At 52.9% G+C, this 15,835-nt stretch carries 10 protein-coding genes, 1 tRNA gene and 1 pseudogene; 3 read left to right on the top strand and 9 right to left on the bottom strand.

The features are described from left to right. Window positions 1–88 precede the first annotated feature (88 nt). A pseudogene (gene rnr / locus ACQY5R_RS04070) lies at window positions 89–2,483 on the bottom strand (ribonuclease R). 121 nt (window positions 2,484–2,604) lie between these two features. Here rnr and ACQY5R_RS04075 point away from each other — a divergent pair. Continuing rightward, window positions 2,605–2,691 (top strand) — tRNA-Leu (locus ACQY5R_RS04075). Window positions 2,692–2,761: 70 nt separating this feature from the next. Here the strand turns inward: ACQY5R_RS04075 and ACQY5R_RS04080 are convergent. The 8 genes from ACQY5R_RS04080 to ACQY5R_RS04115 all read right to left on the bottom strand — a co-directional run bounded on the left by ACQY5R_RS04080 (window position 2,762) and on the right by ACQY5R_RS04115 (window position 12,628). Continuing rightward, window positions 2,762–5,377 carry a bifunctional diguanylate cyclase/phosphodiesterase gene (locus ACQY5R_RS04080; RefSeq protein ID WP_428604839.1) on the bottom strand — a complete coding sequence of 872 codons (2,616 nt, stop codon included), beginning with the start codon at window positions 5,375–5,377 and terminating at the stop codon, window positions 2,762–2,764. Between the two features lie 162 nt (window positions 5,378–5,539). Further along, window positions 5,540–6,427 (bottom strand): hypothetical protein, encoded by an 888-nt coding sequence (locus ACQY5R_RS04085; protein ID WP_428604842.1) that lies wholly within the window; start codon window positions 6,425–6,427, stop codon window positions 5,540–5,542. A gap of 108 nt (window positions 6,428–6,535) precedes the next feature. After that, window positions 6,536–8,257 (bottom strand): nickel-dependent hydrogenase large subunit, encoded by a 1,722-nt coding sequence (locus tag ACQY5R_RS04090; protein ID WP_428604844.1) that lies wholly within the window; start codon window positions 8,255–8,257, stop codon window positions 6,536–6,538. 114 nt (window positions 8,258–8,371) lie between these two features. Continuing rightward, window positions 8,372–9,658: a (Fe-S)-binding protein gene (locus ACQY5R_RS04095; RefSeq protein WP_428604847.1), complete on the bottom strand. Its 1,287-nt coding sequence runs from the start codon at window positions 9,656–9,658 to the stop codon at window positions 8,372–8,374. After that, window positions 9,655–10,317 carry a hypothetical protein gene (locus ACQY5R_RS04100; protein ID WP_428604850.1) on the bottom strand — a complete coding sequence of 221 codons (663 nt, stop codon included), beginning with the start codon at window positions 10,315–10,317 and terminating at the stop codon, window positions 9,655–9,657. Before ACQY5R_RS04100 ends, ACQY5R_RS04095 begins: the two co-directional genes overlap by 4 nt. Next, window positions 10,314–11,405, bottom strand: coding sequence for a hydrogenase small subunit (locus tag ACQY5R_RS04105; RefSeq protein WP_428604852.1), 1,092 nt, complete (start codon window positions 11,403–11,405; stop codon window positions 10,314–10,316). Before ACQY5R_RS04105 ends, ACQY5R_RS04100 begins: the two co-directional genes overlap by 4 nt. Before the next feature lie 109 nt (window positions 11,406–11,514). Continuing rightward, window positions 11,515–11,967, bottom strand: coding sequence for a hydrogenase expression/formation C-terminal domain-containing protein (locus ACQY5R_RS04110; protein ID WP_428604854.1), 453 nt, complete (start codon window positions 11,965–11,967; stop codon window positions 11,515–11,517). A 163-nt stretch (window positions 11,968–12,130) separates the two neighbouring features. Then, window positions 12,131–12,628 carry a HyaD/HybD family hydrogenase maturation endopeptidase gene (locus ACQY5R_RS04115; protein WP_428604857.1) on the bottom strand — a complete coding sequence of 166 codons (498 nt, stop codon included), beginning with the start codon at window positions 12,626–12,628 and terminating at the stop codon, window positions 12,131–12,133. Between the two features lie 140 nt (window positions 12,629–12,768). Between ACQY5R_RS04115 and ACQY5R_RS04120 the strand changes: the two genes are divergently transcribed. Further along, a complete protein-coding gene (locus ACQY5R_RS04120; protein ID WP_428604858.1) occupies window positions 12,769–13,068 on the top strand; it encodes a sulfur globule protein CV3 in 300 nt (99 codons plus the stop codon). 578 nt (window positions 13,069–13,646) lie between these two features. After that, entirely contained in the window at window positions 13,647–15,803 is a 2,157-nt protein-coding gene (locus ACQY5R_RS04125) for an adenosylcobalamin-dependent ribonucleoside-diphosphate reductase (RefSeq protein WP_428604861.1), read from the top strand. The last annotated feature ends 32 nt before the right edge of the window (window positions 15,804–15,835 follow it).

Genomic DNA, 15,835 nt, shown 5'->3' on the forward strand with positions numbered 1-15,835 from the left:
ACCTCTTTGTAGCCAGGCTTGGCCGAATTTTTTATCTTCATCTCTCTGAATCGCCCATTTCAGGCTACTCATACATCACAGACGCTGGCTATTTTGCCTTGGGCTTACCACGCCTTGCCGCCGAAGTCTTCTTCTGGCGGGATATTTTGGCAACCGATTTTTGGCTAGCAGACATAGCGCCCTTATCAGCCGATGCCGGGGTACGTTTTTTTCTCTGTTTTTCCCGTGACCTATTCTCCCCCACCGTTTCTGCAGCAACGCGCCTCTTGCGCCGTGAATTCACTTTGGCGTCAACCGCCTCCACCAGCAGGAAATCGATCTTTCGATCATCCAGATTGACCGCCGCCACTTTGACTTTCACCTGATCACCCAGGCGGTATACCATGCCGGACCGTTCACCGGTGAGTCGGTGCCCTACCGGATCAAAGTGGTAGTAATCGTTGTCCAGAGCAGTGATATGTACCAGACCGTCGACATAGATCTCATCCAGTTCCACAAAGATACCGAATGAAGTGACCGAAGTGATGATACCGACAAACTCGTCACCGATCTTGTCCATCATGTATTCGCATTTAAGCCATGAGGTGACATCGCGGGTTGCCTCATCTGCCCGCCTCTCGGTGGCGGAGCAGTGTCTCACCCAGACCTTGCAGTTCGGTCTGTGAGTAATCGTAGTCCTCTAGCGTTCCACCCTTCAGCAGATGCCGGATCGCACGGTGGACAATCAGGTCCGGATAGCGCCGGATAGGCGAGGTAAAGTGAGTGTAGGCGGCAAACGAGAGCCCAAAATGTCCCTGATTCTCTGCACTGTAGACCGCTTGAGACAGCGAGCGCAGCAGTACCGTCTGGATCAGATGAAAATCGGGCCGATCCCGCACTTGCGACAGCAATTCGGCATAATCGCTGCTTTGCGGTTTCTCACCCCCCGGCATACGCAACCCCAGCTCTCCCAGGAACTCCTTCAAATCCAGCAGTTTTTCCGCCTGTGGCCCATCGTGATTCCGATACAGGGCCGGCAGTTTCTTGCGCTGTAAGAAGCGTGCCGCCGCCACATTGGCGGCCAACATACACTCTTCAATCAGCCGGTGCGCATCGTTTCGAAAGACCGGGACAATACGCTCCACCTTTCGCTCAGCATTAAACAGGATACGGGTTTCGGTGGTGTCGAAATCGATCGCACCCAGTGCGCTACGCACCCGTTGCAATACTCTGAACAGTGCATAGAGCTGGTGCAGGTGAGGCAACAAATCGGCATGGGTAGCACAGAGTTCGGGCTCGCCATCCAGCAACATATCCGCCACCTGGACATAGGTCAGGCGCGCATGGGAACGCATAACCGCTTCAAAGAAGCGCGACCGGGTCACCACACCGTCCTTGTTAATATAGAGTTCGCAAGTCATGCAGAGTCGGTCGACGTGGGGATTCAACGAACACAGACCGTTCGAGAGTACCTCCGGAAGCATCGGAATCACTCGGTCGGGGAAATAGACCGAGTTACCCCGCGCCTTGGCTTCGCGATCCAACGCACTACCGGGTTTGACATAACTGGAAACATCGGCGATACAGACCAGCAGACGCCACCCCTTGGGTTTCGCTTCACAGTACACCGCGTCGTCAAAGTCCCGGGCATCCGCGCCATCAATGGTTACCAGTGGCAGGTGACGTAGATCGACCCGCCCCTGTTTGGCATCCTCATCCACTTCGCTTCCCAGATGGGCGATCTCCTGCTGCACTTCATCCGGCCACTCCAGGGGTAACTGATGGGTCCGGATCGCCACATCCGTTTCCATACCGGGCGCCATGTGCTCACCCAGTACATCCTTGATCCGGCCGATGGGCTGAGTACGTTTGCTCGGCTGCTCAACAATCTCCGCCACCACCATTTGGCCGTTGCCGGCGCCGTTAAAATCACCCTCCGGTATTACGATATCCTGGTGCAGGCGTTTGTTATCGGGCACAACAAAGCCAACCCCCCTATCCATATAGAGTCGCCCGACTACCAACTGGTTACCCCGCTCCAGCACCTCGACCACCGCCGCCTCTTTACGTCCGCGCCGATCCAGCCCCACGACCCGGACCACGGCCCGGTCATTGTGCAGAAGTTGCCGCATCTGGCGCGGCGACACGAACAGATCCTCGCCCCCCTCATCGGGCCGCAAAAAACCAAACCCGTCCGGATGGCCGATGACGCGACCGGCAATCAAATCCTTGCTGTTGACGATACAGAGCGCACCGTTGCGGTTGCGCACAACCTGGCCGTCACGCTCCATGGCGTTTAGCCGTCTGCGTAGTGCCTCCAGGTCCTCTTCGCTACGCAGTGCCAGTTGGGCGGCTAACTCTTGCTGCGCCATGGGCACACCCACGGATGCCAAGTGTTGCAGAATAAACTCACGGCTGGGGATGGGATTGGCGTATTTTTTCGCCTCCCGGACATGATGCGGATCGATTTTTTTCGCGGATTTCTTACCAGAACTTCTAGCCAAAGGAGTTTCCCTGAATTTTGTTTATTGAAATGCCATTGTACCGTTGACAAGGATTAAATGTCGCTGTAAAGTTCGCGGCCTCTGGGATGTGAGCGCTAATTGTGCTGGCCAGACCGGATAAGCCGAGGTGGTGAAATTGGTAGACACGCTAGCTTCAGGTGCTAGTGGGGGAAACCCCGTGGAGGTTCAAGTCCTCTCCTCGGCACCAGCTTAAAAATCAAAGGGTTGCGAGAAATCGCAGCCCTTTTTTTATTTTCGGATGTAGCCACAACCTCACCCTATTGATCCGTTTCCAAATCGGATATCGGCGAATTGGGGATGTTTTGTGGATACTGCTTGAGAAAATCAAGAAACGCAGGCTCCGGCAACGGCCGGCTATAATAGTAGCCCTGGAAGATATGGCAGCCCTCGCTCAACAGTAACGCCGCCTGGGCCTGCTCCTCGACCCCCTCTGCCACCACAGTCAATCCCAGACTGCTGCCCATACCAATAATCGCTTTGACGATCGCTTTGTCATTATCGTCCACTTCCAGGTCTCGAACGAAAGAGCGATCGATCTTCAGCTTATTTATCGGTAACTGCTTGAGGCTACTCAGCGAAGAGTAACCGGTGCCAAAATCATCAATAACCAAGCCAAGCCCCCGCTGTTTCAGGCGTTCTAGCGCTTTGGCAACCGGCGCTGTAATCTCCATCACCAGACTTTCGGTTACTTCCAGCTCCAATACCTCCGGCGTCAGGCCGGTATCATCGAGTACCTCCGATATCAGCTGAGGCAGCGATTCCCGTTGTAATTGCCTGGCGGAAAGATTCACCGCAATGTAATCCAATTCATAGCCCATCGCACGCCAATGGGCAAAACAGTGGCAAGCCTGACGCAACACCCACTCACCGATCGGCACGATCAAGCCACTCGACTCGGCCAACGGAATAAACCGTCCCGGACCGATAATGCCCTTGTCCGGATGGTGCCAACGGATCAAAGCCTCGACACCCACGATGACGGATCTCTCCACATCCACATGTGGTTGGAAAAACAGCTCAAACTGTGACGCCGCAACGGCCATCCGCAAGTCATCCAGCAGCGCTGCACGTTCAGCGGCTTGCTGTGTCATCCGGTCATGATAGTGCATGAAGCTATTCTTCCCGGATCTTTTTGCCTGGTACATCGCAGAATCGGCGTTGCGCAGCATGGTTTCCGCATCATTACCATCTTCCGGAAAGAGACAGAGCCCAATACTGGCGGAGATGTGGAACGCGTTATCATCAACCGAGAAAGGCTTTTTCAACACTCGCAACAGCTTCCCGGCAATCGCCTGGGCATCTTCCGCCTGGTTCAACAAACCGGTGATTACCATAAATTCGTCACCGCCCAACCGGGCAACAATATCCCCTTCACGCACCGTGTGAGCGATACGCTCCGCGATGGTCTGTAACAGACGATCACCGGTGGAGTGTCCGAGGGTGTCGTTGATCTCTTTGAAATCGTCGATGTCGATATAGAGAAGCGCCAACGTTGACGCCTCCTCCCGTGCATATTCGATCACCTTGGCCAGATGCTCCATTCCCTTGAGTCGATTAGGCAGCGCGGTCAGGTGGTCATGATAGGCTTGATATCTAAGCCGCTCAGTCTGAAGGTTCAGGGCGTCAATCATGCCGTTGCAACTGTTGGCCAGGATCCTAAATTCCTTAAAATGAACCCTGTCTGTGTCGATACGCACGCGGCTATCAACGGCCTTATCGAATGCGCGTTGAAACAGCCAAAAATTTAGCGATAATTTTCGACCTATAAGAAAAGCGGCCAATGCAATCAGGATAACCGCCACCAGGTATACCCCCAAGGTGCCGACGATGCGTTGTTTGAGCCGGGATGCCAAGTCGTTTTCGCGCCGTTTGATCTCCTTTTCGAGGGTATCGGTATAGGCGCCGCTACCGATAAAGATATTCCATTCATCCATACCGACAATAAACGAGATTTTGGCCGCCTCTTCACCTGATGGCTTCTTCCATACATACTCGCTGAACCCACCTTCCGGCCGCGACATGGCCAGAGCAGCATTCTCCTGCACCACTTTCTTGCCATTTACATCCGTGATCTCCCAAATATTCTTCCGGCCACCAAAATACTCGCCGTTGGTTACATAGAGATCGCCCTGATAGGAGTTAATAAAGAAGTAACCTTCATCATTCAATCCATATTTCACCGAAGCAATATTGCGAAAAATCTCTTCCCGGATATTCGCTTCAATCTCTGACAGATAATCCCCGGTACCAATAATCCATCCGTAGGGAGCAAACAGTTTGACATAACTGTATTTGCGGTAATACCGACTCTGGTCATCCGGTCTAGGCCAGTTATAACGCAGAAACCCTTCGCCATCCCGATCGACAATGTCAATCATGTCATGTACCACCTTGACCCCTTTTTCAGAGAAGATCGCCTCTGCATGCTTGCCCTCAAAGGCAGGTTTGGGTGGAAACAGGTGCTCAATACCATTCAGAGAGGTGACAAAGTAATAGCCACGACCCTCATTGAAGCGGATGCTTCTCAGCGCCTCCCGTATCATGCGCTGAATCTGAGTATCGTCCAACCGATCACGGTTAATCTCATAAAGGTGGGTGGCAATGGCATGTGCTTCGTTCACCCGCTGCTTGATCTGCTGCTCCAGTAAGCGCTCGGCACGTGCCTTTTCTGACAACAAGAAGCCTTTTATCTTGAGCACTTCAGAGCGAAGGGTGGTCTTTTGAGTCTCCAGGTACTCAGCCCGGTAGCGCGCATTTTCCTGCGCCAGGTTTTCATATTCGCCATCAATCCAGAAATAGCCGATCAGCACCGTGGACAGAACAAAGACACTGCCCAACTGAAACAGAAGCGTTCTTATTATGCTGCCTTTCATGTAATAGCCGCGTTTACTGGAGACGAAAACTGAAGAATAAACACCCCCACCGGTCAAGTCCATGGGTAGTTTAGACGCTGTTGGTCAGGCTATCAGGCAACCGGTGCGATCAATAGGCTATAGGCTATAGGCGATCGGTGATGACGCCAGGAGGTGGTACACCTAGGGAACCTCAGACACTCGCTCAACGAGGTCATCCCCGGAATCTAAGCGATATCGACCTGCATCTTGCCACTTGAGCCCGACTCGGGCAAACAACCCACCGGCCACCATTCCACCGATGGCACCACCCAGTATCGACCCCAGTGTCCGTATCAGGGCGGCAGGTTCTGTGGTAGAGGCGGCCAACTGATAGCTGGCCAACATCGCTTCGTGCACGCTCCAAATGCTGCCAGCGATCACTACGGAAAGCAGCGCAGCGACCAGTGATCCAACCATTGGCAATGGCAAACGGCACGCCAGTCTGTCAGTCAATCTATAAGTTCCGGAGACGTAAAAAGCTCCTGTAATCGGCACCAGTATGAGCGCGGAAAAAAAACTGTTCAGCACTGCTCCGACCCATAAAGATAGCCAGAGCAAACTGCCGGCAAGCGCACCGGCAACCAGCCCGGTCAACGCTTTCATTAGCGCCCCACTCACCTCCCGATGGGTATTGCCGTAGATAAACCCAGCCACCACACCCGCCACCAGAGAAACCGCGGACATTTCGCTAAGCTGGCCGTTTTCCGCAACGATCAGATAGCCGATACCGGACGCCGCCCCGGCTAACGTTCCGATAATCGCCACCTGGAATGAACCGTAGAATGCTGCGCCCACCGCACCGGCAAAAGCGGCAGCCGGAATAATCACCCAATTACCGGCAATGCTTGGTATCAACATGCCGATAAAACCAATATAGAGCCCGCCGAAGATACTACCGACAAAGCCCCAGATAATGGCCCGAATAAGAAGATCGCTTTTTCTACTGTGGTAACCGATACGAAGGGAGGCGGATGTGGCTGATGGTTGCATGCCTTCGCGAGGCATGGCTGTACGGCTGGACTGCTTCATAGATACCGCTTTGTGTTGTAGTTATTTTAAAAAAATGCCGGCGTATCGTGAACCGTTCGGTCCCCTCCCACACTCCCCGGGGGAGGAGACCGACACGCTGGCTCAGGATCAGGTGACCTTCACCTGTACCATCTCTTCACCCTCCTCATCTGACAGGTGCACCGCACAGGCAATACAGGGATCGAAGCTGTGAATAGTACGCAGGATTTCGATCGGCTGTTTGGGATCGTGCAACTGATGGTTGTCTTGCAATGCCGCTTCATAAGCTCCCGCTTTACCCTCGCTATCACGTGGCCCGGCATTCCAGGTTGAGGGCACCACTGCCTGATAATTTTTAATCTTGGTATCCTTAATGACAATCCAGTGCCCGAGGGCTCCCCGTGGCGCTTCCATGTACCCCGCCCCCTGGCATTCACTTGGCCAGCTTGACGGATCCCACAGCTTGTCATTGAAGGTCTTGCTGTCTCCCCCTTTGATATTGGCCACCAGATCGTCATACCAACCCTGCATACCGTCAGCCAGGATCTTCGATTCCAGCGTGCGAGCGGCTGTTCGACCCAGCGTGGAGAACAGGGCATCGATAGGCACATCCAGCTTTTGCAACGCAAAGGTGGCCAATGCTTGGGTCGGCTCATGCCCTTTGGCGTAGAGCATTAACACCCGCGCCAGCGGGCCCACCTCCATCGCATTGTTTTTCCAGCGTGGAGATTTAAGCCAGGAATAGGCCTGCTCGACATCCAGATGTTTATAAGGCGGTTTGGGCCCGGTGTAATTGAGGTTGGTCTCACCATCATAAGGATGCAGACCCTTGTCCTTGCCGTCATCATAGTCGTACCAGGAGTGTTTCACGTACTCCTGGATCTGCGATGCATCGTGCACGTCGATTTCATGTACTATGCTGAGATCTCGATTCAGTATGACACCGGCCGGGAACAGGAAACCGGATGGATCGTTCATACTGGTAGCGGGCAGGTCGCCATAACACATGAAGTTACCCAGCCCCTCACCCCGCTTGAACCAATCCTTATAGAAGGAGGCAACGGCCAGCGTATCGGGCAGATAAACCTGATCCACGAATTCACGCATCTGATTGATGATGTCCTGAACCTGGGAGAGCTTCTTGGCATTGATGGCCGAATCCGAATTGAGGTCGATGGGTGAAGCCACCCCACCTACCAGGAAGTTGGGGTGCGGATTCTTACCGCCGAATATGGCATGCAGTTTGGCTACATCCCGTTGCCAAGTGAGTGCTTCGAGGTAGTGGGACACCGCCATCAAATTGGCTTCAGGTGGCAACTTATAGGCGGGATGCCCCCAGTAGGCTTTGGAAAAAATACCCAGTTGGCCGCCATCGACAAACCCCTTCAACTTCTTCTTCATGTCGGCAAAATAACCAGGCGACGATTTTGACCAACTACTCAGAGATTGGGCCAACTCGGACGTTGCCTTGGGATCAGCATTCAGCGCCGACACGACGTCCACCCAGTCCAGGGCATGCAGATGGTAAAAGTGCATCACATGATCATGGATATACTGGGCACCGATCATCAAATTCCGGATCAGTTGCGCATTTTTTGGGATTTCATAATTCAAAGCATCTTCGACGGCACGGATGGAAGCCATACCGTGCACCAGAGTACAGACTCCACAGATGCGTTGCACGTAAGCCCAGGCATCGCGTGGATCACGCCCCTTGAGGATTGTTTCGATGCCACGCACCATGGTGCCGGATGAGTAGGCCTGCCCGATATTATTGCCATCCATCTGTGCTTCGATGCGTAGATGGCCTTCAATACGTGTGATCGGATCAACGACAATGCGCTCGCTCATATTTCTGTTCTCCCTTAACCGCTCCCAGATATCGGTGAACGGTGTTTCGCGCACAGTGCGCTACAGCAATCTGTTATTTTCAATTGTCCCGTTCATCGAGAACGGAAGCCATGGCTATTCATTGGGTTGCGTTGTCTCTTCATCCACCACCAAGTGGTCTGCAATCAACTCGGAAAGCCCGACAACCGGTAGTTCAACCCGGTACTCTTCAAGCCCCTCTTCAATCACCAGGCGGCAGTTGGCACAGGCGGTCACCAGCACATCGGCACCAGTCTCTTCGATCTGGTCTTTCTTTTTCTTAAAGACCTTGATACGCAGCTCTTCCGCATCTTCATTGCTCGATACACCGCCACCACCGCCACAGCACCAGGCCATCTTGCCGTGATCTTTCATGTCCACAAAGTTAGTGGTAACCATGTTCATCAGACGCCGCGGTCCCTCAATAACCCCCCCCTTACGGGCAATCGAACAGGGATCGTGGAAGGTGTAGCAGTCGGTTTCCAGGTCTTGGGTCTTGATCCGTCCGGCGGCACGTAATTCATCCAACAATTCCAGGATATGAATCACCCGGAAAGGAAAGGGTCGTCCGACCAAATTAGGACCATCCCAGCGAATGGCGGTGTAGGCATGCCCACACTCCGGGCTAATGACGTTCTTCACCTTCAGCCGTTCTGCGCCATCGACGATACGTTGCACCAGGGTTCGGGCAATATCGCTGGAACCGATCTGTATTCCGGAGTTGGTCGCCTCAAAAGCGGTGGAACAGAGGGTCCAGCTGATCCCGGCCTGCTTGAATATCTTGGCCAGTCCCTGCAGGTATTCGGGAAAATTTATGATCTCCATAGAGGAGAGCAGAGCCAAATAGTCGGCCCCTTCCACATCCACGGGGATCTTCAAACCGCTATCAGCTTCGATGTGTTTGATCTGTGCTTCCAGCGCACTCAGCTTGATCCCCATCGGGCTACCGATGGTCACGGCGCGTGTCGTTGCCCCTTTGACCCCTTCAGGCGCATTTCCGGAAGCCACCATACCTTCACGGGTTTTGCGTACCATGTAGGCGATATCGTTACCGACCGGGCAGATCATGGAGCAACGGGCACACATGGTACAACTGTCGTAGAGCAACTCTTGCCACTCCTGCAGCATCTCATCGGTTACCGGCTTATGCAGACCCAGTACCTTCTTTATCTTTCCCACCAATGTGTATTCAGACTCCCAGACCCGGCGTAAGGGCTCCAGTTTGTAAATGGGTGTGTATTTTGGATCACCCGTTTCGGTATAGAAAAGACAGGCTTCGGCACACATACCACAGCTGACACAGCTGGAAAAAAAGGCGGCAACCGGTGCATCGATCTGTTCTTTCAGGGCATTGATTCCCCGTTCAAGTGTGGCTTCACTCATGACTCAACCCCCCGGCGGCCGCTCATGGCGCCGTTATACCAGCGCGAAAGAAAGACAGTGAACGTGTGCATCAACTTGGTGAACGGGAAGGCAATCATCAAAGCTTCCACACTCAATATATGCAGACCGAGAACGAAGGCATAAGGATTCACCATGCGGTGATAAGCCAGATAGCCGGTCAGTATGGGCAGGAAAGTCAGCCCCCACACCAACCAATCTTCCCAGGTGGTAATCTTTCGCATCACCGGATTCATGATGCGGTGCCAAAGTCCCGCCAACAGACCGATAATCGCCAACACGGCCGCCGCATCGACTATCGGTGTCGGCAGGCCGGGCCAAGCGAACCCGAAGGTAGCGCGGAACAGTTGAATATGCGGGACAAACAGTATCAGGCTGACAAACAGACCGATGTGAAACATATAACCAGTGACCACGGTAAGCGGTTGTCTTCTGAACGTGCCCAGATCGGGGATAGATCGAGTGAGAACGGTCTTCATCCCCGGGCCGAACTCGGTACCCTTGGCTTCGGCCAGATTCTGCTTACGCCCCAGTGAAATAATCTCAAACAAACGTAAGATGACACCAATTACAAAGATGGTAACGGCAATATTGAATGCCGTACCACGGGTCCAAATGAGAAAGTCCATCGGTTCATTCATGATGTTTTCTCCAGATCATCAATAGTGACAGTTCCATGTGCCTTCTTTGCCTCATCCTTGGTTTTGTAGTTGAGACCAGCCGCGGCAGCGCCCAACGCCAAACCGGCGGCCGCCGCAAATGCGACGGTTTGTGAATTGTCGCTAATCGGCACGGAGAGTGCGTTGTAGAATCCGCCTGCATCCCAGAACCGCGGTTCAGAACAGCCCAGGCAACCGTGTCCCGACTCCACCGGCCAACTGGTTCCCTGATTCCATTTGGCGGTGGCGCAGGCGTTATAGGTCATCGGACCTTTGCAGCCAAGCTTATAGAGACACCAACCAGCTTTAGCCCCTTTATCATCAAAGGTCTCGGCAAACAAACCCTTGTCATAGAAGGGCCGTCGATAGCAGCGATCATGGATACTCTGCCCGTAAAACACTTTGGGGCGTTTGTACTGATCCAGTTCGGGTATCGTGCCAAAGGTGAGGAAGTGGGCCAGCACGCCGGTGATCACAGTGGGAATCGGCGGACAACCTGAAACATTGATAATCGGTTTATCCTTGATGACATCGGACACGGAGACCGCCCCGGTAGGATTGGGGTTAGCCTGTGGCAGACCGCCAAACGCGGCACAAGTCCCTACCGCCACGATAGCCGCCGCATCCTTCGCCGTCTCTTCCAGCATTTGCAGGTTGCTAACACCGGCAATGGTGGAGTACCCCGGGTTGCCCAGTGGGATCGAACCATCCACCACCAGGATGTAATTCCCCTTGTTCTCAAGCATGGCCGCCTCACGGGCTGCCTCGGCCGCCTCACCGGCGGCGGCTTGCAGGGTATGGTGATAATCCAGGGAGATATGGTCGAAGATCAGACTCTCAACCGACGGCGAATGACTGCGGGTCAGAGATTCGGTGCAGCCGGTACACTCCTGAAATGAAAGCCAGATGACCGAAGGACGCTTGGCTTTTTCCAGCGCCTCGGCAATCGCCGGGACCATGGTTGGCGGCAGCGCCATCAGTGAGGCCGTTGCAGTGCAGAACTTCAGAAAACCGCGCCGCGTAACCCCGTGACGCCTTAGGCTGTCGCCCAGGGTACTTTGTTCAGCCATGTAACCTCCCTAATCTATTACGATCTCTGTCAATACTGTTGTTATTCTCACCACGGTCCTGATCAAACAGCAGGGCCGCTGCCATCTCTCTACGTTTTCGGCAAAACAGTTATGTCGATTTCTCCATCTCGGTATCCAACAGCTCTTCTAATTTACCCATGCTTTCGTACATGTCATCCGTCTGGGCACGTAGCAGATCCGGAATATCCACCACCTCAATCTGGAAGGCTATTCGCTCCTCTTCGGTGTTGTAATGATCGACAATCCAGACGCCGCTGAACCCGGTCTCTTTGACGGTTGTTTTGCCCAAAGCATCGAGCACGGCTACCACCTCCCCTTCACCCAGGAGTGAAAGAAGGCGAGCTTCGTCACCTGGCCCGAAAGGAATAGCCCGTAGGTCAATGATGGTAGGTTCACCGGTACGTACCAACCGCTTGAGCGCGTGACGCACTTCATTCAGCAGTGGCAGTGTATTGTGTGTCATCCCCGGCATTTCAGTCCCTGTTACCGATTGAGCGGCTTTATGATCGAATACGCTCATATGCTTATTTACTTTTAACACAAGACTATCCTTATTGTGAGAAATGGTTGATGACCCAGATCATGTTATCTTTTTCTTTCGTGAATATTTTTTTATCCATTCAATAACAATAACTTAATAATATATACCCGCCATCTGCCAACGTTAATTTGGCATATTAAACCCGGTCGGAACGGCGACAGAATCAGGGATGCCCAAGCGTCCATTGATCGATCAAATCCAACACTGTTTGCACCGCCGCGGGCAGGGCTGCGTCAACCACGAGGGATGGCTGTTCACCCCAATCAAGGCTTTCCGGCTCAATGCCGATCAATGCCCGTTTTTCAGGGTAATGATCAGAAAGACGGGCAATATCCAAAAGGTCGGTGAGGCCCACTTCGTGGACACTTTGCCTATTGCCCGTGAGGTAACGGTCCATCTCAGACTCCACGTAACAGACGATGGAACCTGGTGTGCCACCTGTCCTGGCGGCATCCACAACAATTAGCTGATCATGTTCCGCCAATAAGCCAGCAAGAGAAAAACTGAGCGTGCCACCATCGATAAAAACGGCATCCTCTCTGTCTGGATACTGTTCCTGTAGTCGCCGGATGACATGCACGCCTACCCCCTCATCCGTCAGTAGCGTATTGCCGATCCCCAATACCAGCGTTGTTCTCCGTTCAGACACCTTGATTTCCATCCCGATAAAAACTACTTAGGTACATATTAATATATAATTTATTACTAATTAAATGATCTCAATCAAAATCAAATTTACCTTAAATCGTTATCCTTAACCTGCAACAGTTCGTTAAAGACAATCTAGATCGGAGGGATGATATGAATAAGAGACGCCGCTTTCTTACTGCTGCACTCATAGCCACCTCTGCGGTTATGGCTCCTTTATCTGCTAACGCCTTCTGGGGATGGGGTCCCTGGGACGACTGGGGCGGCCCATGGTCCGGTGGACCTTGGGGTGGATACCCTTACTACGGAGGCTATCCCTATTATGGCGGCTACCCGCCTTATGGATATGGTTTTGCCCCCTATGGCTACTACCCCTACTACGGGGCCCCCTATCTTCCTGCCGCCCCCCAGCAACCGGCTGTAAAACCGAAACCGGAAGGGACAGACAAGTAGGTAGTGGGAATATGCGCCAAAAACGGCCACCTGTGCGCCAGGCAAACAACCATGAGGCACAGGTGGCTATCCCTTCCCTTCTTGCAACCAACCTGTACCCTATCACTGGCGCGCAACAGATCCGCTAAATAACTAGTTGTTGTTAACAGCGTCCACTTTAAGCACAATATATTGTGTTTTTTTGATTTCCCTTTTTTTTCCGATACTTATCTAATTTATTTACCCATAGAGGAGTTATAACCTGTTGTTTTTAAAATTTATTAGTCTTTTCTTATGCAGCATAAGCAGACTTGACAGAAGTCAACAAGCGCCATAATCTCCACCCATCCAAACACAACATATTGTGTTTTCATGCCAAACAGGGAAAGTAAAGCTACTATATATAGGGGTCGCACATGAGAGCAGAATTACCCGGATACACCCCAAACCGCTGTAGTTATTGAACACCCTTAACGACGTTGTGAAGTTTTAAACTTAGAAAAGCAATAACCGCCAGTGCGCACCGGAATTCCAAGTTCCGGATCCTGACGCAAAGCTGATATATCATATAAATATAAGAGCCCAAGGATTTGTGTGACATGAAAAGTGCCCACCTTAAAGCTGTACCCACTGCCGCTGTGGAGATTCCCTTGCAACCCGCCTCTCTTGACATCTGGAACACCAAGTATCGACTGAAGGCAAAGGACGGGACACCTGTCGACCAGGATATAGACGGCACCTATCGACGCGTCGCAAAAGCGCTGGCAGAGATCGAACTGACCCCCGAATTACAGCAAGAGTGGAAAGAGCGCTTTCTCTGGGCACTCAGACGTGGTGCCATCCCGGCCGGTCGTATCACCTCCAATGCCGGCGCCCTGGAGCATAAGCCCGCTACCTCAACCATCAATTGCACCGTATCCGGCACCATCTATGATTCTATGGATGAGATCCTGGGCAAGGTTCACGAAGCAGGGCTGACACTGAAAGCCGGCTGCGGCATTGGTTACGAATTCTCCACCCTACGACCCCGCGGTGCCTATGTGAGCGGTGCCGGTGCCTACACTTCCGGGCCACTCTCCTTCATGGATATCTATGACAAGATGTGTTTCACCGTCTCATCTGCCGGTGGAAGACGCGGCGCCCAGATGGCGACCTTTGACGTGGGCCATCCGGATGTCATGGACTTTATTCGTGCCAAGCGCGAAGCCGGGCGGTTACGCCAGTTCAATCTCTCCCTGTTGATCACAGAAGAGTTCATGGAAGCGGTGAAGCAGGATGCCAAGTGGGATCTGGCCTTTCCTATTTCGGAAAAAGAGCTTCACGAAGACGGCATCGACCTGACCAACAGCAAACAGATCATCTGGCGCGAATGGCCTTATAAAGAGGGCTTTATCGTCGATGAAACCGGCACCCGGGTGGCCTGCAAGATCTATAAGACCATTCGTGCCCAGCGGCTGTGGGATGTCATTATGTCCTCAACCTATGACTATGCTGAGCCCGGTTTCATCCTGATCGATAAAGTCAACGAGATGAACAACAACTGGTTCTGCGAAAATGTTCGTGCCACCAATCCCTGTGGTGAACAGCCTCTACCTCCCTATGGAGCCTGCCTGCTCGGTTCGATCAATTTGACCAAGTTCGTACGCAACGCCTTCACCCAGGAAGCGGCGTTTGATTGGGCCGAATTCCGCGAGGTCGTCGCCATCTTTACCCGTATGCTGGATAACGTGGTTGAAATTAACGGCCTGCCTCTGGAAGAACAGCGTAAAGAGATTGAGCTCAAGCGCCGCCACGGCATGGGTTATCTGGGATTAGGGTCCACGATGACCATGCTCGGCATGCAGTACGGCGATGCGGCATCACTGCGATTCACCGAAAAAGTGACCAAAGAGCTGGCCATGGTGGGCTGGAAGACCGGACTGGAACTGGCCCAGGAGAAAGGTCCCGCACCGATAATGGAGCAGGAATTCACCGTCACCAAGGAGATGCTCACCCAGCGCCCCGAGATGGCGGTCGACAACTGGAAAATCGGCGACAAGGTGAAGGGGAAAGTCCTGCATGCCAAGTACAGCCGGTATATGCAGCAGGTCGCCAGTGAAGATCCTGAACTCATTGAGCAACTGGCCGAAACAGGTTGTCGCTTCACTCATCACAGTTCTATCGCCCCTACCGGTACCATCTCACTCTCCCTGGCAAACAATGCCAGTAACGGTATCGAGCCCAGTTTCGCCCATCATTATGCGCGCAATGTCATTCGTGAAGGGAAGAAGAGCAAAGAGAAGGTTGACGTCTTCAGCTTTGAACTGCTGGCCTATCGGGAACTGATTAACAAAGAAGCCATGCCCTACTCCGACGATGCCGACAAGCAGTTGCCGGATTACTTCATTACTGCAGACCAAATTAAGCCGAAACAACATGTGGATGTCCAGGCGGCCGCACAAAAGTGGATTGACTCATCGATTTCCAAAACGGCCAATGTACCGACCGATTTTGATTACGATGCGTTCAAGGATATCTATCTATATGCCTATGAGCAGGGTCTGAAGGGCTGTACCACGTTCCGCTTCAATCCGGAAGCGTTCCAGGGTGTGCTGGTGAAAGAGGAAGACCTCGCCAATACCACCTATCAATTCACCCTGGAAGATGGCACGGTAATTGAGGCCAAAGGCAACGAGGAGATCGAATATGACGGCGAAATACATACTGCCGCCAATCTATTCGACGCGATGAAAGAGGGTTACTACGGCAAGTTCTAGGCCGCAGTAACAAACGAACCAAAGATCGCCAG

Origin of the sequence: Sedimenticola sp. (assembly GCF_050289425.1) — a bacterium.
Classification (GTDB): Bacteria; Pseudomonadota; Gammaproteobacteria; order Chromatiales; family Chromatiaceae; genus Sedimenticola.

Excerpts from the sequence above, each read along its gene's own strand:
- ACQY5R_RS04080 (WP_428604839.1), bottom strand. The coding sequence starts at position 5,377 with ATGAAAGGCAGCATAATAAGAACGCTTCTGTTTCAGTTGGGCAGTGTC.
- ACQY5R_RS04085 (WP_428604842.1), bottom strand. The coding sequence starts at position 6,427 with ATGAAGCAGTCCAGCCGTACAGCCATGCCTCGCGAAGGCATGCAACCA.
- ACQY5R_RS04090 (WP_428604844.1), bottom strand. The coding sequence starts at position 8,257 with ATGAGCGAGCGCATTGTCGTTGATCCGATCACACGTATTGAAGGCCAT.
- ACQY5R_RS04095 (WP_428604847.1), bottom strand. The coding sequence starts at position 9,658 with ATGAGTGAAGCCACACTTGAACGGGGAATCAATGCCCTGAAAGAACAG.
- ACQY5R_RS04100 (WP_428604850.1), bottom strand. The coding sequence starts at position 10,317 with ATGAATGAACCGATGGACTTTCTCATTTGGACCCGTGGTACGGCATTC.
- ACQY5R_RS04105 (WP_428604852.1), bottom strand. The coding sequence starts at position 11,405 with ATGGCTGAACAAAGTACCCTGGGCGACAGCCTAAGGCGTCACGGGGTT.
- ACQY5R_RS04115 (WP_428604857.1), bottom strand. The coding sequence starts at position 12,628 with ATGGAAATCAAGGTGTCTGAACGGAGAACAACGCTGGTATTGGGGATC.
- ACQY5R_RS04120 (WP_428604858.1), top strand. The coding sequence starts at position 12,769 with ATGAATAAGAGACGCCGCTTTCTTACTGCTGCACTCATAGCCACCTCT.
- ACQY5R_RS04125 (WP_428604861.1), top strand. The coding sequence starts at position 13,647 with ATGAAAAGTGCCCACCTTAAAGCTGTACCCACTGCCGCTGTGGAGATT.